5 protein-coding genes are annotated in these 20,164 nt (G+C 72.0%); all 5 read right to left on the bottom strand.

Translation table 11 applies throughout. The features are described 5' to 3' along the window. The coding region (locus D7X32_RS14450; RefSeq protein WP_120603123.1) for an MFS transporter at window positions 1–1,361 on the bottom strand (1,361 nt) is incomplete at its 3' end. A 92-nt stretch (window positions 1,362–1,453) separates the two neighbouring features. Then, entirely contained in the window at window positions 1,454–6,154 is a 4,701-nt protein-coding gene (locus D7X32_RS14455; protein ID WP_158625678.1) for a type I polyketide synthase, read from the bottom strand. After that, window positions 6,147–9,470 (bottom strand): non-ribosomal peptide synthetase, encoded by a 3,324-nt coding sequence (locus tag D7X32_RS14460; RefSeq protein ID WP_120603125.1) that lies wholly within the window; start codon window positions 9,468–9,470, stop codon window positions 6,147–6,149. Before D7X32_RS14460 ends, D7X32_RS14455 begins: the two co-directional genes overlap by 8 nt. 2 nt (window positions 9,471–9,472) lie before the next feature. Further along, on the bottom strand, window positions 9,473–15,439 hold the full coding sequence (locus tag D7X32_RS14465; RefSeq protein WP_120603126.1) for a type I polyketide synthase: 5,967 nt from the start codon (window positions 15,437–15,439) through the stop codon (window positions 9,473–9,475). A gap of 39 nt (window positions 15,440–15,478) precedes the next feature. Beyond that, on the bottom strand, window positions 15,479–20,137 hold the full coding sequence (locus tag D7X32_RS14470) for a type I polyketide synthase (RefSeq protein ID WP_120603127.1): 4,659 nt from the start codon (window positions 20,135–20,137) through the stop codon (window positions 15,479–15,481). Window positions 20,138–20,164 lie beyond the last annotated feature (27 nt).

Consider the following 20,164-nt stretch of genomic DNA (forward strand, 5'->3'; position numbering starts at 1 on the left):
GCGGCGGCGTCCGGGGCAGGGGCCGCGTCAGGCAGGGCGTCCGGCAACTCGCGGTCCAGGTTGCGCAGGCGCGGGTTGGACCACGCGACCGCGACGTTCGTGAGCGTCAGCAGGCCCAGGACGATGAAGATGACGGCGATGCCGCGGCCCGGGCCCACGCCCAGCAGGCGGCCCATGGTGCTGGCGAGCGCGCCACCCGGGGCCATGGCCGGCTCGAAGATGTCGTCCGCGAGCGGCCCCGCGAGGAGGGCCGCCAGCGGCGACATGCAGAGGACGATCATCCGCTTCACGGCGGCGGTGCGGCCCTGGAGGTCCGCCGGAATCTTGCGCTGCCAGATGGACTGGCTGCCCGCCATCATCGGCGGCATGGAGAACAGGTAGAGCGCGGCGGCGGTGGCGACCAGCGGCACGCTGGGCGACGGCGCGGCCAGGAAGAGCACCAGGCCCGACACCAGCTGGAACCCCAGGATGCCGTGCAGCTGGTTCTTGGGACCGCCCCAGACGCCCATGCCGACGGCGCCCAGGAGCGCGCCCACGCCCGCCACCGACGCGATGACGCCCAGCGTGGAGATGTCCGTGAAGGCGAGCACCAGCGGGGTGATGAGCAGCATCACCAGGTCCATGCACAGCACGGCCACGACGGTGAAGCTCAGCAGGCCCACGAGGCCCTTGCGCGAGCTGAGGAAGCTCCAGCCCTGCTTCATCTCCGTGAGCAGCGACCCCTTGCCCTGCTGTCCCTCCGCGGAGGTGGTGGGACGCGGGAAGCGGACCATCAGGAGGGTGATGACGGCGAAGGTGAAGCTGCAGACGTCCACCGACAGCACGCCCACCAGGCCCACGCTGTCGATGAGCGCTCCCGCGATGATGGGGGAGAGGATCTGGCTGGCGCCGCTGGCCACCTCCGCCATGGCGTTGGCGCGGCCCAGGTGCTGCTTGGGCACGAGCAGCGTCACCGTGGCGAAGAAGGCCGGCCAGCGGAAGGCGCCGAAGCACGCGCCCAGCGACACGGGCAGGTAGAAGTGCCAGGGCTTGAGCTCGAACAGGCCCCGGCTGCTCGCCAGCACCATGCCGAAGATGATCAGCGTGCTGAAGCCGTTGCCCAGGTCCGCCAGCAGCATGGCGCGGCGGCGGTCCCACCGGTCGATGAGCGTTCCGGCCAGCGGGGACAGCACCACCATGGGCGCGATCGCGAAGAAGGCCAGCAGCGCGAACTGCGTGGTGGAGCGCGTGTCCAGGAACACCTTCGCGCCCACGCCGAAGGCGGTGAGGCCGGAGCCGAGGATCGAGATGAGCTGGCCGAACCAGGTGATCCAGAAGACCCGCATGGGCTGGGTGATGGTCAGGCGTTGCGCGAGGCTCATTCCAAGTCTCTTTCTCCTGGGGGGCAGGAGGGTCAAGGGCCCGCGCACCGTACTACGGGAGTGCGCGCGGGCCCGGCGTTCCTAGGGGGATTTCAGCCCTGCTCCAGCTCCGCGAGCATGGCTTCCAGCGCTTCGGGGTCGAGCTGGCTGGCGCTCGCCTCCACGATGGCCACCGTCATCACCTCCACGGTGGGGGACTCGAAGAGGGCGCGCATGGACAACTCGACCTGGAAGGCCTCGCGGATGCGCGACAACAGCTGCACGCCCAGGAGCGAGTGGCCACCCAGTTCGAAGAAGTTGTCGGTGATTCCCACCGACTCCACGCCCAGCAGGTCCTGCCAGAGCGCGGCGACCTTCTCCTCGGTCTCGTCGCGCGGAGCGACGAAGGCGTTGGCGAGCGGGGGCCGCGGGTGCTTGCCGCTGGCGCTTCCGCTCGCGCGGGAGACGGAGGTGCCGTCGCGCGCCACCTGACGCCGCGCCTCCAGCGAGCCGAGCGTCGCGAGGAAGCGGCCACCGGTGGGCTGGGTGAGCAGCGCACGCAGGATGCGGAAGCCCTCGGCGGGAGAGATGACGGCGTCGGGCTTGAAGCCTTCGCCCACGCCCCACACGTCCCAGTCCACGGTGTACCAGCGGGTGCCACCCTGACGGGCCTGACGGGCCGCCACCGCGTCCATGCCGGCGTGCGCCGCCGCCACCGCGCTGACCGCCATGCCGCCCAGCACCACGGTGAGGGAGGACTGCACCACGACGAAGTCCGGACGCCGCGATGCCAGGGCTTCCGCCAGCTGCGTGAGGCCCCCGAAGCGGCCGGCCAGCAGCGGGGTGGTGGACTCCGGCGTGGCCTCGCCCACGGCGATGCGGGTGGCCATGCCGCCGTCGCCCGCGGCGTAGAAGACGCCATCGATGCGGCCGAACCGCGCCTCCGCGACCTGCAATGCCTTGTCGAGCTGACCCGGTGCGCCCGCGTCCGCGCGCAGCGCCAGCACCTGCGCGCCTGACCGCTCCAGCGCGCTCAGGCGCTCGATGGCCTTGGCCGTCGCGTCCTGGGCGTCATGGCCCGTGCGCCACGCGTCCCATTCACCAGGAGCGGGGAGCGTGCGGCGAGACAGCAGCACCAGCTTCGGCTTCACCGCCTGCGTGAGCTGCTCCGCGAGCGCGAGTCCCACGCGGCCCAGGCCGCCGACGATGACGTAGACACCACCATCCTTGAGGCCGCCTTGAGTGGCGCCCGTCGTGGACGCGGTGCCGTGGGAGGCGTCCGGTCCCGTGGCGCCAGAAGGCGGCGCTCCCAGGGTTGTCGTGCCGAGCACCGGCGCGGCGGCGGACGTGGCGCTGTTGGCCATCCCCTGCGCGGGAGCTCCGTTGCTGGACGAGGTGCCAGCGGGCGCCGCGCTCGGAAGGTCGATGGTCTCGAAGGACTCGACGTGGCGGTACGGGCCACGCAGCGCGACCACCGGGTCCTTGCCGGTGGCCAGCTCCGTCACCAGCCGCTCCAGCCACGGGCCTGCCGCGGCTTCATCCGGCGCGGGCCAGGTGACGTCGACGGCGCGCACGGTGAGGCCGGGATACTCCTGCGGCAGCACGCGGCTCGTGCCCACGGCGGCGGCCTGCCAGGGAAGCAGCGGCTCCTCGCCCGTGACGTCGTGGGCGCCGGTGGTCACGACATCCAGCGTGACGGGCGTCTTCGCGGCGCCCGGGCCCAGGGCCTTCGCCACCGCGAGCAGCCCGTGGAACGACGTCGCGAGCCCCGACTCCAGGTCGCGCGGCTCCTTCACCAACGGCCACAGGTACGCGATGTGCGCGGGCGTCCACTCCTCACCGCGCAGCCGCTCCAGGTGCTCGCTCACCGCGTCGGGTGAGGCCACGTCCACGGCGAAGCGCTTCGTCACCGGATCCGACGCGCCCTGGCCCGCGACGAGCGACACCACGTCCGCGCCCGCCTGGCGCAGCCGCTCCGTCACGCGCGTGGCCACCGGCGTGTCCGCCTCCAGCACCAGCCAGCGCTGACCGGCCAGCGACGGAACCTGCGGCGAGGCGCGCGTGCGCGGCCACGTGGGAACGGTCACCTCCACACCCTGCGCGGTGGCAGCCCGTGCGGCGACGGCGGCGCGGGGCAGCGCGGGCGGCGGACCCTTGAGCAGGTCGTAGCGCTCGCGCTGGAAGGGGTAGGAGGGCAGGGGGATGCGGCGGCGGGCCTCGCCCTTGTAGATGCGGCCAGCGGTCGACTTCGCACCCGCGAGCCACAGCTTCGCGAACGCGTCCGCGGCGTGCGTGAGCGCGTCCTGCTGGGCGTCGCGCGGCGCGGGCAGCGTCGTGAGGATGGCCGGGAAGGTGCCCTCCTGGGCGTTGCGGCGCACCAGCGTGGCCAGCGCGTTGCCGGGACCGACCTCCAGGAAGACGTGCTCGGGGTCGTTCAACAGCAGCGTCGCCGAGTCCTGGAAGCGCACGGCGTCGCGCAGGTGGCGGGCCCAGTACGCCGGGCTCACCGCGTCCTCGGGCGTCACCCAGGTGCCGGTGACGTTGGACAGGTAGAGGTCCTTCGGCTCCTTGCGCGCGACCTTCGCCACCGCCTGGCGGAACTCCTCCACGATGGGGTCCATCATCGTGGAGTGGAAGGCGTGCGACGTGTGCAGCCGCGACACCTCCACCTTCTGGGCCTCCAGCTTCGCCTGGAGCGCGTCCACCGCGTCGGTGGGGCCCGCCACGACGGTGAAGCCCGGCGCGTTGACGGCGGCCACGGAGATGCGCGCGTCCATCAGCGGCGCCAGCGCCTCCGGCGTCAGCCGCACGGACAGCATGGAGCCCGCGGGCAGGGACTGCATCAGCCGGCCGCGCGTGGCCACCAGCGCCAGCGCGTCGTCCAGGGTGAACACGCCAGACAGGCACGCGGCCACGTACTCACCGATGCTGTGGCCCACCATCGCCTGCGGCGTCACGCCCCAGGATGCCCACAGCTTCGCGAGCGCGTACTCGATGACGAACAGCGCGGGCTGCGTGAGGGACGTCTGCTTGAGCTGCTCGGTGGCCTTCTCGCGCCCGTCCGCGGGCGGATAGAGCACCGTGCGCAGGTCCAGGCCCAGGTGCGGCTTGAGCTTCTCCGCGCAGGCGTCCACCTCCGTGCGGAAGGCGGGCTCCTGCTCGTAGAGGCCCCGGCCCATGTCCACGTACTGCGAACCCTGGCCGGAGAAGAGGAACACCACCGGACGGCGCGTGTTGAGGCCGGATCCGCCCAAGAGCCGCCGCGCATCCCGCAGCGCCGCCTTCGCGTCCGCGACGTCCTTCACCACCACCGCGCGGCGGTGCTCGTGCGCGTGGCGGCCCACCTGGAGCGTGTAGGCCACGTCCGCCAGGGACACGTTCGGGTTCGCGTCCAGGTGCGCGGCCAGCCGCTCCGTCGCCGCGTCCAGGGCCGCGGGCGTGCGGCCGGACAGGGGCAGCACGTGCCACGCGCGGCGCGACGGCGCGGGGGCGGCGGTCTTCGGCGCCTCCTCCAGGATGACGTGCGTGTTGGTGCCGCCGATGCCGAAGGCGCTCACGCCCGCGCGGCGCGGCCCGTTCGCGGAGGCCCACGGCCGGGGCTGCGAGGGCACGAAGAAGGGCCCGCCGTCGAAGTCGATGACCGGGTTGGCCTGCTGGAAGTGGGGGCTCGCGGGAATCTCGCCGTGCTCCATGGCGAGCACCGTCTTCACCACGCCCGCGATGCCGGCCGCCGCGTCCAGGTGCCCGATGGCCGCCTTGAGCGAGCCCAGCGCCACGCGCTTCTGGCCCGTCTCCTTGCCGCCGAAGGCCTGGTTGAGCGCGGCCACCTCTATCGGGTCGCCCAGCGGGGTGCCCGTCGCGTGGGCCTCCACGTACTGGATGTCGTCCGGCGTGACGCCGGAGATGGCGAGCGCCTCCGCGATGACCGCGGCCTGGCCCTCCACGCTGGGGGCGGTGAAGCCCACCTTGCCCGCGCCGTCGTTGTTCACCGCCGTGCCCAGCAGCACGCCGTGGATGGTGTCGCCGTCCTTCAGCGCATCCGACAGCCGCTTGAGCACCACCACGGCCGCGCCCGCGCCGCGCACGGTGCCGTTGGCCTTCGCGTCGAACGCGCGGCAGTAGCCGTCCGGCGAGAAGATCATCCCCTCCTGGTAGAGGTAGCCCGCCGTCTGCGGGAACGACACGGACGAGCCGCCCGCGAGCGCCATGTCGCTCTCGCCGGACAGCAGGCTCTGGCACGCCAGGTGGAGCGCCACCAGCGAGCTGGAGCACGCCGTCTGCACCGTCGCGGAGGGGCCGCGCAGGCCCAGCCGGTGGGACACGCGCGTCGCCACGTAGTCCTTGTCGTTGGCCAGCATCACGCCGAACGAACCGGCCGCGTCCATCAGGTCCGGCTGCCGCATCAGCGCGCGCAGCAGGTACGAGCTCAAGCTCACGCTCGCGTAGACGGCCACCGCGCCCTTGAAGCGGCCCGGGTCATAGCCGGCGTTGTCCAGCGACTCCCACGCGCACTCCATGAAGATGCGCTGCTGGGGGTCCATCACCTCCGCCTCGCGCGGGCTGTAGCCGAAGAGGCCCGCGTCGAACTCCGTCGCGCCCTCCAGCACGTAGCTGGAGCGCACCCACTGCGGATGTGCGCGCAGGGCCTGGGGAACGCCCACTTCGTCCAGCTCCGCGTCCGTGGGCACGCGGCGCGCGTCGCCGCCGCGCCGGAGCATCTCCCAGAAGCCCTCCAGCGTCTGCGCACCCGGGAAGCGGCCCGACAGGCCGACGATCGCGATGCGCTCCTCGCCACCACCCACTGCGTCACTCATCCGCGTCTCCATCCGTTTCCACCCGACCGCGCGAGGCCCCCGCGCGGCGGTTGACCGTGCGTCGCGCCTCGGCACGGGAGCGGCCTGCCTGCGCCGCGTCCTCCGAGGGCGTGTCCTCCCGGCGCGACAGCCGCGCCGCCAGTGCCCGCACGGTGGGGTACTGGAAGAGGTCCGTGAGCGCCAGCGTCACGCCCAGCTCCGCCGTCAGTCGGCGGTGGAGCTGGAGGGCAAGCAGCGAATTGCCACCCAGCTCGAAGAAGGGGTCGTCCAGGCCCACCTTTTCCACGTGGAGCAGGTCCTTCCACGCCTGGGCGAGCTGCTGCTCGATGGCCGTCCCCGGCGCCACGAAGGGCCGCGCCGGATCCGTCCCACCCAGCTCCGGCGCGGGCAGCGCCTTGCGGTCCGCCTTGCCGTTGGGGCTGAGCGGCATGCGCTCCAGCACCACGACGTTGGACGGGACCATGTACTCGGGCAGGCGCTCCAGCAGGTATGTGCGCAGCGCCGCGGCCTCCGGCTTCGCGTCCTTGCCGGTGACGTAGGCCACCAGCCGCTTCTGGCCCGGCCGGTCCTCGCGCGCGAGCACCACCGCCTGGCGCACCGTGGGGTGCTTCTCCAGCGAGGATTCAATCTCGCCCAGCTCGATGCGCAGGCCGCGGATCTTCACCTGGAAGTCCGCGCGGCCCAGGTACTCGATTTCGCCGTCCGGCAGCCACCGCGCCACGTCGCCCGTGCGGTACATGCGCGCGCCCGGCACCGTCGCGTACGGGTCCGGGATGAAGCGCTCCGCCGTGAGCGAGGGCCGCGCGAGGTAGCCGCGCCCCACCTGCACACCGCCGATATACAGCTCGCCCGCAGCGCCCTGGGGCACCGGCTGGAACTCCGCGTCCAGGATGCGGATCTGCGTGTTGTCCACCGGCCGGCCAATGGGCACGGAGCGGCGGCCGTCATTGGCCTTGCACGCGTGGAACGTCACGTCCACCGCGGCCTCGGTGGGGCCGTAGAGGTTGTGCAGCCCCGCGCCGGGCAGCGTGCGCAGGCACAGCTCCTTCAGCTCCAGGGGCAGCGCTTCACCGCTGCACACCACGCGCTGGAGCGACGTGCACCCGGCCACGTCCGGCTCGTCCAGGAAGGCCTGGAGCATGGAGGGCACGAAGTGCAGCGTGGTGACGGACGCGGAAGCAATCAGCGCCTTGAGGTAGCCCGGGTCCTGGTGCCCGCCGGGCTTCGCGACCACCAGCTTCGCGCCGGTCATCAGCGGCCAGAAGAACTCCCAGACGGACACGTCGAAGCTGAACGGCGTCTTCTGGAGCACCACGTCCCGCGGCGTGAGCCGGTAGGCGGACTGCATCCACAAGAGGCGGTTCACCACCGGGCCGTGGGCGTTCATCGCGCCCTTGGGGCGGCCCGTGCTGCCGGACGTGAAGATGATGTACGCCAGCGAGTCCGGCGTGGCCGTGGGCGCGGGCGCGGTGGTGGGCTCGCGGGCAATCTCCTCCCAGCCCGTGTCCAGCTTCACCACCTTCGCGTCCGACGCAGGCAGCCGCGCCAGGAGCCGCTCCTGCACCAGCAGCACCGGCGGACGCGCGTCCTCCAGCATCCAGCCCAGGCGCTCCTGCGGATAGCCGGGGTCGAGCGGCACGTACGCGCCGCCCGCCTTCAGCGTGCCCAAGAGGCCCACCACCATCTCCAGCGACCGCTCCACGCACAGGCCCACGCGGACCTCCGGTCCCACGCCGTGCTTGCGCAGCGCGTGCGCCAGCTGGTTCGCGCGGGCGTCCAGCTCCCGGTAGGTGAGGCGGCTGCCCTCGAACTCCAGGGCGACGGCGTCCGGCGTGCGCGCCACCTGCTCGGCGATGAGCGACGTGAGCGTCGCCTCCGGCGGGTGGGGGACGGCGGTGTCGTTCCAGTCCTTCAGCACGCGCTGGCGCTCGGCGGAAGGCAGCAGCGGCAGGCGGGAGAGGGACTGGTCCGGCTCGGCGACGATGCCTTCCAGCAGCGTCAGGTAGTGGCCCAGGAGCCGCTCCGCCGTGGAGCGCTCGAAGAGGTCGGTGCTGTACTCGGCGATGACGCGCAGGCCCTGCGGCAGGTCCACCAGCAGCAGGGACAGGTCGTACTTCGTGGTGCCGGTGTCCACCGGCTTCGCCTCCATCAGGACGCCCGGGGCCTCCAGGGCCGGCATGGGCGCGTTCTGGAGGACGAACATCACCTGGAAGATGGGCGAGTGGCTGAGGTGCCTCTCCGGCTTGAGCGCGTCCACCAGCCGCTCGAAGGGGATGTCCTGGTGCGCGTACGCGTCCAGCGTGGACTCGTGCACGCGGCGCAGCAGCTCCTTGAACGTGGGCTTGCCGGACAGGTCCGAGCGCAGCGCCAGCATGTTCACGAACAGGCCGATGAGCCCTTCCACCTCCGCGCGCGGACGGCCCGCGATGGGCGTGCCCACCACGATGTCGTCCTGCCCGGTGTAGCGCGACAAGAGCACGTTGAACGCGGACAGCAGCGTCACGAAGAGCGTGCGGCCCTCGCGCTGCCCCAGCGCCTTGAGCGCCTGGGTGAGGGCGGGGGACAGGTGCATCACCTGCCGTTCGCCCTTGGAGGTCATCAGCGCCGGGCGCGGCTTGTCCGCGGGCAGCTCCAGCAGCGCGTGCGGGTTGAGGCGGTTCTTCCAGTAGGTGAGCTGGCGCTCCAGCTCCGCGCCCTGGAGCCAGTCCTTCTGCCACACCGCCCAGTCCGCGTACTGCAGGGGCAGCGGCTTCAGCGGCGAGGGCTGACCCTCCAGGCACGCGCGGTACAGCATGGCCAGCTCGTGCACGAGCACGCCCATGGACCAGCCGTCGGAGACGATGTGGTGCTGATCCACCAGCAGCACCTGCTCGCCGTTGCCCAGCAGCATCAGCACCGCGCGGAGCAGCGGCCCCTGCTCCAGGCTGAAGGGCTGCTGCGCGAGCATCACCACGCGCCGCTGCGCCTCGGCCTCGCGCTCGGACACCGGCAGCCCCTGGAGGTCCATCACCTCCAGCGGCACTTCCCCCGTGGAGGCGATGATCTGCACGGCCCCGCCTTCACGCTCCTGGAAGGTGGTGCGCAGCGTGTCGTGCCGCTCCACCAGCAGGGCCAGGGCGCGGCGCAGCGCGTCCGTGTCCACGGCGCCCGTCAGGCGCACCGCGGTGGGCATGTGGAACGCCGCGCTGCCGGGGCTCCACTTGTCCAGGAACCACATCCGCTCCTGCGCGAAGGACAGGGGCGCCTGCTTGGCGGCAGGGCGCGACTTGTCCTTCAGGAGCTGCGCCAGGCGTGCTCGCTTCTCTTCGGGCGTCATGTTCAGGCCGCGTCCTCGCTGCTGCTACCGCCATCGGCATCACCGCCACCCGCGTCTTCCAGCACCGCGAGCAGCTCCGCCACCTGTTCATCCGAAAGCTGGTCCATGTTCTCCAGCAGCTTCTCCGCTTCCGCCGCGGACACCTTCTGCTTCGCGGTGGGCGTGGCCACCTGCACGGCCACGGGTGCCTGGGCGGGCGTGGCGCCCTCCACGGAATAACCCAGCCGCTCAATCACCGCATGCGTGGAGGCGTCGAACGCGCGGGGCCACTTGATGCGCTTCCAGGACTCGCCCATCTTCTTCTCGATGCCCTGGTGCTGGAGGATGTTCGGGTCCCCCAGGCCGCCCATCATGCGGTCCTTCTTGCCGTCGTACGGCTGGACCATGCGCTCGTCGAACTCGAGGTCCAGGAACCGGGCCACGCCGGTCATCACCTTCGTCGGGTCCGCGACCAGGTCCTCGTAGCGGACCCAGTGGCAGCGCTCACGGCCGATGCCGTCGAAGAAGTTGAGCAGGTTCCGGTTGGACAGCGCCCACACCGTCTCCGCCACCACGTAGGGGTCCACGTCCGCGTCGCCGAAGAGGCCGGCGGCGAAGAGGCGGTCGAAGCGCATCCGGAGGATGGACTCCATCACCGGGAGCGGGTGGCGGTAGAGGTAGATGTACTTGTTGCCCTCGAACATCCGCTCGGCGCGCTCCAGCGTCTCCACGTCCATGGCGTACGTGGGCGTCTTGTCCACGAGCAGCCGGGGCGAGGACTTCTCCTGGAGGCGGCGGTAGACGTCCTGCGCGGACACGTCCTCCGCGACCAGCCGGTCCACCAGCGCGGCGCCGGCGGGCGAGTCCAGCTTCTCCAGCTCCATGAGCGCCCACTGCAGGCCGCCCGTGGTCCACTCCATCTCGCTGCCGAAGCCGATGTTCTCGCGCCACTCGCGCATGCCCTCGAAGAAGAGCAGGTTCACTTCCGGCGGGCAGAACAGCCGGGGGTGCCCCGCGAGCATCACGCGGAACAGCGTGGAGCCCGCGCGCGGACTGGAGTGCACGAACACCATGGGCGGGTTCTTCTTCGCCGTGTTGGTGCGCTGCTGGCCGGACGTCTGGGCGCGGTAGGGCTTCAGCGGGTACGCGGACAGCGGCTTGTTCTCCGCGAAGCGCTGCGGATCCTGCAGGCGGTCCATCTCCACGAGCAGGTACTTGGACAGCTCCGGGATGGACGGGTGCGCCTGCACCTCGTGCGGGTAGAGCTGGAACTTGAAGTCCTGCCGCAGGTCGTACTCCAGCTCCGCGCCCAGCGCGTGCAGGTCGTAGCCCTTGAGGCTGCCGTCCGCGGGCAGCTTGTCCAGCGGGATGCGCAGCCCTTCCGAGATGTGGTGGCGCAGGTACTCGGTGAGCAGGGCGGGGCGCTCGGTGGGGAACGCGGTGCGCAGGCGCTCCGCGATGGGCTTCTCCGTGGAGGCCGCGCGCTTGCCCAGCTCCTGCTCCACGCGCCCGGCGACGCCCGCCACGGTGGGCGTCTCGAAGAGGCCGCGCAGGGACAGGTCCACCTTCAGCACCGCGTGGATGTGGTTGCGCAGCTGCGTGGCCAGCAGCGAGTGGCCACCCAGCTCGAAGAAGTTGTCGTGGATGCCGATGCCGTCGATGCCCAGCACCTGCTCCCAGACGCCCGCGACGGTCTTCTCCAGCTCCGTGCGCGGCGCGGCGTAGGGCGTGAGGATGGAGGGACGGGCGTGCTTGCCCTTCGCCGCGTCCTTCTTGCCCTTCTCCGTCTTCGGGGTGCGCGGGCCCTGGCGCTGGCGCGCGGCCAGGTTGCCGGTGGAGATGGCCAGCCGGCCGCCCTCGCCGTGCGACAGCGCGCGGCGCAGCGCCTCCAGGCCTTCAGCGGGTTGGATGGCGAACTGGGCCAGCGTGGGGGACAGCTCCGCCATGGCCTGCGCGTCCGCGAACTGCCACGCGTCCCAGTCCACGCTCAGCCACGGGTAGGCGAAGCCTTCCGCGCGGGCTTCCGCGAAGGCGTCCATGAAGGCGCTGGCGGAGGCCTGCGCCACCTGGCCCAGGCCGCCCAGCACGGACGACAGCGACGACACGAGCAGGCAGAACGCGGGGCCTTCCTTGGGCAGCACCTCTTCCAGCACCCGCACGCCGTGCACCTGCGGGCGGAAGTGCCAGGCGCACTCCTCCGGGCCGGTCTCCGCGATGGTGCCCAGCGTGGAGCCCTGCATGCCGCCCGCCGCGTGGATGACGCCGTCGATGCGGCCGAAGCGCGCCACCGCCGCTTCCACCACGCCGCGCATGGACTCCACGTCGGTGAGGGCCGCGGGCAGCACCAGCATCTCCACGCCCGTGCGCTCCAGGGCCAGCGCGCGCTGGATGCGCAGGGACACCGCGTCCTGCACGCCGTGCTTCTCCACCCACGCCGTCCACTGGCCGCGGCTGGGGAAGTCCGCCGTCTCCACCAGGGTCAGCTTCGCGTGGTGCACCGTGGCCAGCTCGGACGCCAGCGCATGGCCGATGCCGGTGAGGCCGTCGGTGATGAGGTACGCGCCGCCGTCGCGCAGCACCTCCGCGCCGGCCGCCTCCAGGCGCACGGGCTCGAAGGTCTGCACCCAGCGCTGGCGGCCACGCAGGGCCACCACCGCGTCACGCGCTTCCGCGCGCAGCTCCGCGGCCAGCCGGTCCGCCACCGCGCCCGCGTCGCCGGGCACCACGTCCACGAAGCGGCAGGCGAGGTTCGGGTACTCCTGCGGCAGCACGCGCGTGGGGCCCACCAGCAGGGCCTGCTCCGGCAGCTGCGCGTCCGCCTGCTCCACGCGGGCGGAGCGGCTGGTCACCACGGACCAGGTGAGCGGCTCCAGGTGGCCCGTGTCGCCCAGGGCCCGCGCGAGGAACAGCTGGCTGTGGAAGCCCAGGTCCAGCGACTTCTCCTGGGAAGCAGGCTCGCGCGACAGGCTCCACAGGTGCACCACGTTCTCGAACGCGCGGCCCTGCTTCTTCAGCGCCTCCAGCACCGCGCAGAAGTCTTCGCGGCGCTTGGGGTCCACCGTGAACGTGCCATCCGGACGCTGCTCGAAGCGCGCGCCGGGGACGACGCGGAAGACGTCGCCTCCCAGCTTCGGCGTCAGGGCCTCCGCCACGCCGGTGTCGTCCGCGAACACGAGCCAGCCCGCGCCCGCCGCGTCCTTCGCCTTGGGCAGCGGAGACAGCTTCCACGACGGCGCGTAGAACCAGTCCGCCACGTCCGCGCGCTTCGCCAGCGACGCGGGCGCATCCGCGCGGGCACCCCCGCCCAGCGGCTTCGCGTCGATCCAGTAGCGCTCGCGCTGGAAGGGGTAGGTGGGCAGCGGCACGCGGCGGCGCTGCTCGTTCGCCGCGAAGCCCTTCCAGTCCACCGTCACGCCGCCCAGCCACAGCCGGCCCAGCGCGCCCAGCAGCACCTGGAGGTCCGCCGTCTGCTCGCGAGGGTGACGCGTGGAGGACACGAGCACGCGTCCTTCCGCGCCCGGCTGCTGCTTCGCCAGCGTGTTGAGCACCGTGCCCGGGCCCACTTCCAGCAGGGCCGCCTGCGGCCACTTGCGCGACAGCTCCTGGAGGCCCGCGGAGAAGCGCACGGCCTGGCGCAGGTGCGTGGCCCAGTAGCCCGGGTCCGTCGCCTGCGCGGCTTCAATCCAGGTGCCCGTCACGTTGGACAGGAAGGGCAGGGTGGGCGCGTTGAGCTTCACCTGCCGCACGCGCGCGGTGAAGGGCGCGAGGATGGGGTCCATCATCGCCGAGTGGAACGCGTGCGACGTGTGCAGCCGCGACACCTCCACGCCCTGCGCCTCCAGCTTCGCCTGGAGCGCGTCCACCGCGTCGGTGGGGCCCGCGACCACGGTGAAGCCCGGCGCGTTCACCGCCGCCACGCTGACGTTCGACGGGAGCAGCGGCTTGAGCGCGGACTCCTCCAGCTTCGCGGACAGCATGGAGCCCGCGGGCAGGGACTGCATCAGCTTGCCGCGCGCGGCCACCAGCGCCAGCGCGTCGTCCAGGCTGAACACGCCCGCGAGGCACGCGGCCACGTACTCGCCAATGCTGTGACCCAGCATCGCGGAGGGCTTCACGCCCCAGGCCATCCACAGCTTCGCCAGCGCGTACTCCACGGCGAAGAGCGCGGGCTGCGTCAGCTCCGTGCGCGTCAGCGCCTGCGTCGCGGCCTCCGCCTTGGCGGCTTCAGGGAAGAGGACCGTGCGCAGGTCCAGGCCCAGGTGCGGCGTCAGCTTGTCCGCGCACGCATCCAGGTGCCGCTTGAAGGTCGGCTCGGACGCGTACAGGTCGCGCGCCATGCCCACGTACTGCGAGCCCTGGCCGGGGAACAGGAAGGCCACCGGCCGCTCGTGCACGTCCGGCGTCTGCGTCCACTGGCGGGGGCTGCCCTCCACGTCCAGCGCGGCGAGCGCGTCGTCGCGGTCGCGGCACACCAGCGCGCGCCGCTTCGCCATGGCCTGACGGCCCGTCTGGAGCGTGAAGGCCACGTCCGCCAGCGCCTGCGCGGGGTGCGCCTTCAGGTGCGCGGCCAGGTTCTTCGTCGCCGCGTCCAGCGCCGCGTCGCTCTTCGCGGACAGCACCAGCAGCTGCGCGGGCCGGGACGCACCGGACGCCGGAAGGGCCGGGGCCTCCTCCAGCACGATGTGCGCGTTGGTGCCGCCCACGCCGAAGGAGCTCACTCCCGCGCGGCGCGGGTGCTTGGGGTTCGCCTCCCAGTCCGCGAGCTTCGTGTTGACGAAGAACGGGCCGCCCGCGAACGGAATCTCCGGGTTCACCTCCGACACGTGGAGGCTGGGCGGAATCTGCCGGTGCTCCAGCGTCAGCACCGCCTTGATGAGGCTGGACACGCCGGCCGCGTTGGCCAGGTGCCCGATGTTGCTCTTGAGCGAGCCCACCGGAATCTTCGGAGGACTCGCCTTGGCCGTCGCCGAGCGGAACTTGAACGCCTTGTTGAGCGCGCGCACCTCGATGGGGTCCCCCATCTTCGTGCCGGTGCCGTGCGCTTCCACGTAGCCAATGGTCTCCGGGGCCACGCCCGCGGCGCCCAGGGCCTCGGTGATGACGGTGGCCTGGCCATCCACGCTGGGGGCGGTGAAGCCCACCTTTTGCGCGCCGTCGTTGTTGATGGCGCTGCCCTTGATGATGGCGTGGATGTGGTCGCCGTCCTCGATGGCGTCCGCCAGCCGCTTGAGCACCACCACGCCCACGCCGCTGCCGAACACCGTGCCCTCCGCCTTCGCATCGAACGCGCGGCAGTGGCCGTCCGGGGACACGATGCCGCCGGGCACGAAGGGGTAGCCCTCCGGGTGCTTCACGTGCACGGACACGCCGCCCGCGAGCGCCAGGTCGCACTCTTCATTCAAGAGGCTCTGGCAGGCCGCGTGCGTGGCCACGAGCGACGTGGAGCACGCGCTGGTGATGGAGTAGCTGGGGCCGCGCAGGTTGAGCTTGTACGCGACGCGGGTGGCCAGGAAGTCGCCGCCGTTGTTCACGTCGATCTGCACCTGGTCCATGCCGCTCAACTGGTCGAAGTTGGGGACCAGGTGGAACACCAGGTACGTGTTGGTGGCCGCTCCCGCGAACACGCCAATGGAGCCGTCGAAGCCCTCCGGCGTGTGGCCCGCCTTCTCCATCGCCTCCCACGCGCACTCCAGGAAGACGCGGTGCTGCGGGTCCATCAGCTCCGCCTCGCGGGGCGTGAAGCCGAAGAAGCCCGCGTCGAACAGCTCCATGCCGGCGAGCGCGGCGCTGGCCTTCACGTGGCGCGGGTCCTTGCGCAGGACGGGGTCCACGCCCAGCTTCTCCAGCTCCGCGTCGGGCACGGGCTGGATGGACTCCACGCCGTCGCGCAGGTTCTTCCAGAAGGAGGCCAGGTCGGGGGCGCCGGGGAAACGTCCGGCCATGCCGACGATGGCGATGGCCTGCGCGTCGATATTCGATTCAGCGGACATGGGGTGTGCTCGGGCGGCGAAAGGTGGGGGAGGGGACGGCTACTCCTCGTCGGAGGCGCTGTCGCCCCGGCGGTTCGCGAGGCGCGCACGGCGGCGCTCCCCGCGGCTGAGCGCCTGGGTCTCCTCGGGCGCGGCTTCCGTGTCCTCGGTGCCACTGGCGGCCTTGAGCAGCTTGGCCAACGCCCCCACGGTGGGGCCTTCGTAGAGGGTGACGGCCGGCAGCGCGACGCCGAACTGCTCGCGCACGCGGGCAATCAGCTTCACGCCGACGAGCGAGTTGCCACCCAGCTCGAAGAAGTTGTCGTGCACGCCGACCTGGTCGATGCCCAGCGTCGTCTGCCACAGCTGGGCGATTCTCTCCTCCAGCGCGTCGCGCGGCGGCACGTAGGCGTTCTGGAGCGTGGGCCGGGGCGTGGTGCCCAGGGACGACCCCGCCTCCTGCTTCGCCTCCGCCTTGTCCTGCGCGGCGGCTGGCTGCGCCCACTTGCGCGCGCGGGCGCGCAGGTTGCTCGTGGACACGGCCACGTGGGACACGGCGCCCAGCTGGAAGAGCTGCTCGAAGGCGTCCTCGCCCTCCGCGGACGTGATGGCCAGCGCGCCGAACGGGCTCTGCGCGCCACCCGCGCGGGACTCGTACTGCCACGCGTCCCAGCCCACGCTCATCCACGGCACCGGCGACGTTTGCGCCTGCTTGGTGGCGAACGCGTCCATGAAGGACGTGGCCGCCGAGTACGACGCGAGCCCCAGGCCGCCCAGCACCGCCGCCAGCGACGACGACAGCACGCAGAAGTCCAGCGCGCGTCCGCGCACCGCCTCCTCCAGCGCGTACAGCCCGCGCACGCGGCCGTGGAAGGTGTCGCGCACGTCCTCGGGCCGGGTGTCCGGGATGGCGCGGAAGAGCGCCTGTCCCACGTCACCCGCCGCGAACACCACGCCGTGCAGCGTCCCGAAGTGCGTCAGCGCCTCGTCCACCGCCGCCTTCACCTGGACCTTGTTGCCCGCGTCCACGGAAGTCACGTGCACCTGGGCGCCCAGCGCCTCCAGCTCCCGCACCTGACGGATGCGGCGGGAGACGGCGTCGTCCTCGCCATGGGCCGACAGGTGCGCGTCCCACTGAGCGCGTGCCGGCAGCGCCGTGCGGCCCGCGAGCACCAGCTTCGCCTTCGTGCGCTTCGCCAGCGACTTCGCGTGGGAGAAGCCCAGCGTGCCGAAGCCGCCGATGATCAGGTACACGCCGCCGTCGCGCAGCGGCAGCTGGGCGGCGCGAGGTGCGTCCGCCGGCACGTGCTCGAAGTGCTGGACCCAGCGGGCCCCGCCCCGGTACGCGATGACGGTCTCCAGCTTGGACGGCGTCGCGGCCTCGGACAGCAGCGACTCCACCAGCGCCGTCTCCTGCCAGCTGCCGGAGGGCGGCAGGCGCACGTCCACGGCCTTCGCGGACAGGTGGCCGTACTCCTGCGGAATGACGCGCACCGGGCCCAGCACCGTGGCCAGCTCCGGGTTCGGCGCCTCGTCGCCCAGCGCCTGCATGCGGTTCGTCACCGCGACCAGCGACACGGGACGCGTGCCGGGCTGACGGCCCAGGGCCTGCGCCAGGGACAGGAGCCCCAGGAAGCCCTTGCCCAGCGCGGACTCGAAGTCCGCCTCGCCGTGCGCGTCACCCAGGCCCAGCGTGCCCAGGTGCAGCACGTGGTCCGGGGCGCGGCCCTGCGCGGTGAGGGACTCCAGCACCGTGGCCTCGCCGCCCAGCGCGAGCGACCAGTGGTGCTCGTCGTGCTTCGCGGTGACGGCGGCCGGGGTGATGCGCACCACGTCCTGGCCGGCCTCGCCCAGCTTGAGCGCGAGCCGCGCGCCCAGGCCTTCGGTGGAGTCGTCCGGGAGCAGCAGCCACCAGGTGGCCTTCTTCTCGCTCCAGGCGCCCTGCGGCGACGGCAGCGCGCGCTGCCACGACGGCAGGTAGAACCAGCGGGCCACGGGCTGCTTCTGATCCGCGGAGGCCCACTCGGAGCGCTCGCCGTCGGCGGCGGTCTCCTTGCGCGGGTCCACCCAGTGGCGCTGACGCTCGAAGGGGGACGTGGGCAGCGCGATGCGGCGGCGCTTCTCACCGGCCCGGAACGCGTCCCAGTCCGCCTCCACGCCCTCCAGCCACAGCCGGCCCAGCGTGGCCAGCACGTGGTCCAGGTCCGCGACCTGCTCCTTCGGGTGGCGCAGCGAGTTGATCAGCGCGTGCTTCGCGCCCTTGTCCGGGTGCTGCCGCGCCAGGGTGACGAGCGTATTGCCCGGGCCGACCTCCAGCAGGATGGCGTCGGACTCCTTCAGGAGCTCCGTCACGCCGTCCGCGAAGCGCACCGCGCCGCGCAGGTGCTTGGCCCAGTAGTCGGGGCTCGTGGCCTGCTCGGGCGTCACCCAGGTGCCGGTGACGTTGGACAGGTAGGGCTTCGTCGGCGCCTTCCGGGTCACCTTGCGCACCGCCTCGCGGAAGGCGTCCAGGATGGGATCCATCATCGCGGAGTGGAACGCGTGAGACGTGTGCAGCCGCGAGCTGGCCAGCCCCTGGAGCTTCAGCGTCTCCACGAACGCGTCCACCAGCGGGGTGGGGCCGGCGACCACGCACGTGGCCGGGCTGTTCACCGCCGCCACGGACAGGCCTTCCGGCAGCATGGGAGTGACGTGCTCTTCCGGCAGCGACACCGCGAGCATGGAGCCCGCGGGCAGCGACTGCATCAGCCGGCCGCGCGCGGCCACCAGCGCCAGCGCGTCGTCCAGGGTGAACACGCCCGCGAGGCACGCGGCCACGTACTCACCGATGCTGTGGCCCACCATCGCGTGCGGCGTCACGCCCCACGACTCCCACAGCTTCGCCAGCGCGTACTCGATGACAAACAGCGCGGGCTGGGTGAGGCCCGTCTGCTTGAGGCGCTCCGACGAAAGCTCGCGCGACTCCGCGGTCGGGTACAGCACCGTGCGCAGGTCCAGGCCCAGGTGCGGCTTGAGCTTCTCCGCGCAGGTGTCCACCTGGGCGCGGAAGGCCTTCTCCGTCTCGTACAGCTCGCGGCCCATATCCACGTACTGCGAGCCCTGCCCGGAGAACATGAACATCACCGGACGGCCGCTGTTCTCCGCGGTGCCGCTGAACACGCGGCCCGGCGTGCGCTCCGCCAGCGCGGAGGCCAGCTCCGCCGTGGTGCGCGCCACCACCGCGCGACGCTTGCCGAAGCGCTTGCGTCCCAGTTGGAGCGTGTACGCCACGTCCGCCAGGTCCACGTTCGGGTTCTCGCGCAGGTGCGCGGCCAGCCGGTCCGTGGCGACCTCCAGCGAGTTCTCCGTCCGCGCCGACAGCAGCACCACCTGCGCGGGCAGGCGGGCCTTGTCGGTGGCGGGCAGCTCCGGCGCCTCTTCCAGGATGGCGTGCGCGTTGGTGCCGCCCATGCCCAGCGACGTGACGCCCGCGCGGCGCGGCGTCGCACCCTTGGGGAAGTCGCGCAGCTCCGTGTTCACGTAGAACGGACTGTTGGGGAAGTCGCACGCCGGGTTGGGCGTCTTGAAGTTGAGGCTGGGGGGAATGACCTTGTGGTGCAGCGTGAGGGCCGCCTTGATGAAGCCCACCGCGCCCGCCGCCGAGTCCAGGTGGCCGATGTTGCTCTTCACCGACCCCAGCGCGCAGAAGTTCTTCTTGTCCGTGCCCTGGCGGAAGGCCTGGGTGAGCGCCGCGACCTCAATCGGATCACCGACCTTGGTCGCCGTGCCGTGCGCCTCCACGTAGCCGATGGAGTCCGGATCCACGCCCGCCACCGCCTGCGCCAGCGCGATGACCTCCGCCTGGCCCGCGACGGCCGGGGCCATGTAGCTGACCTTCTGCGAACCGTCGTTGTTCACCGCCGAGCCGCGCACCACCGCGTAGACGGTGTCGCCGTCCTTGAGCGCGTCCGACAGGCGCTTGAGCGCGACCACCGCCGCGCCGTGGCCCGCGACGAAGCCCTCGGCCTCCGCGTCGAAGGTGTGGCAGTGGCCGTCCGGCGCCGTGGTGCCACCCTCGTGGTACAGGTAGCCCGCCTTCTCCGGGAAGTGGATGGACACGCCACCGGCCAGCGCCATGTCGCACTCGAACGACAGGAGGCTCTGGCAGGCGTAGTGGATGCACGTGAGCGACGTGGAGGACGAGGACTGGACCGTGACGGCCGGGCCCTTCAGGTCCATCCGGTACGCCACCTCCGTGGTGAGGCTGTCCTTGTCGTTGCCGATGGACGCCTGGAGGCTCTCCACCGACGCGACGTGCGCCAGGTGCGAGTACAGGTTGGAGAGCAGGTACGTGTTCATGCTCATGCCGCCGAACACGCCCACGCGGCCGGGCTGGCGCTCCGGGCTGTAGCCGGCGGCCTCCATCGCCTCCCACGCGCACTCCAGGAAGACGCGGTGCTGCGGGTCCATCAGCGCGGCCTCGCGGGGGTTCATCCCGAAGAAGGCCGCGTCGAACTGATCCGTGTCGCCCAGCGTGCCGCGGGCCTTCACGTAGTTGGGCGCGCGCACCATGGCGGGGTCCGCGCCCTCCGCGATGAGCTCCTCGTCGGTGAAGAAGGTGATGCTCTCCACGCCGCCGGTGAGGTTCTTCCAGAACTCGGCGATGGTCTTCGCGCCCGGAAGGCGTCCGCCCAGACCGATGACCGCGATGCCATCCACTTCGGGGGTGTCAGTGCTCATGGAGCCGTCCTTCGAAACCTGGGTGTG

This window comes from Corallococcus carmarthensis, assembly GCF_003611695.1.
Taxonomy (GTDB): Bacteria; Myxococcota; Myxococcia; order Myxococcales; family Myxococcaceae; genus Corallococcus; species Corallococcus carmarthensis.

Coding starts and splice junctions, on each gene's coding strand:
- D7X32_RS14455 (WP_158625678.1), bottom strand. CDS start 6,154: ATGAGTGACGCAGTGGGTGGTGGCGAGGAGCGCATCGCGATCGTCGGC.
- D7X32_RS14465 (WP_120603126.1), bottom strand. CDS start 15,439: ATGTCCGCTGAATCGAATATCGACGCGCAGGCCATCGCCATCGTCGGC.
- D7X32_RS14470 (WP_120603127.1), bottom strand. CDS start 20,137: ATGAGCACTGACACCCCCGAAGTGGATGGCATCGCGGTCATCGGTCTG.
- D7X32_RS14460 (WP_120603125.1), bottom strand. CDS start 9,470: ATGACGCCCGAAGAGAAGCGAGCACGCCTGGCGCAGCTCCTGAAGGAC.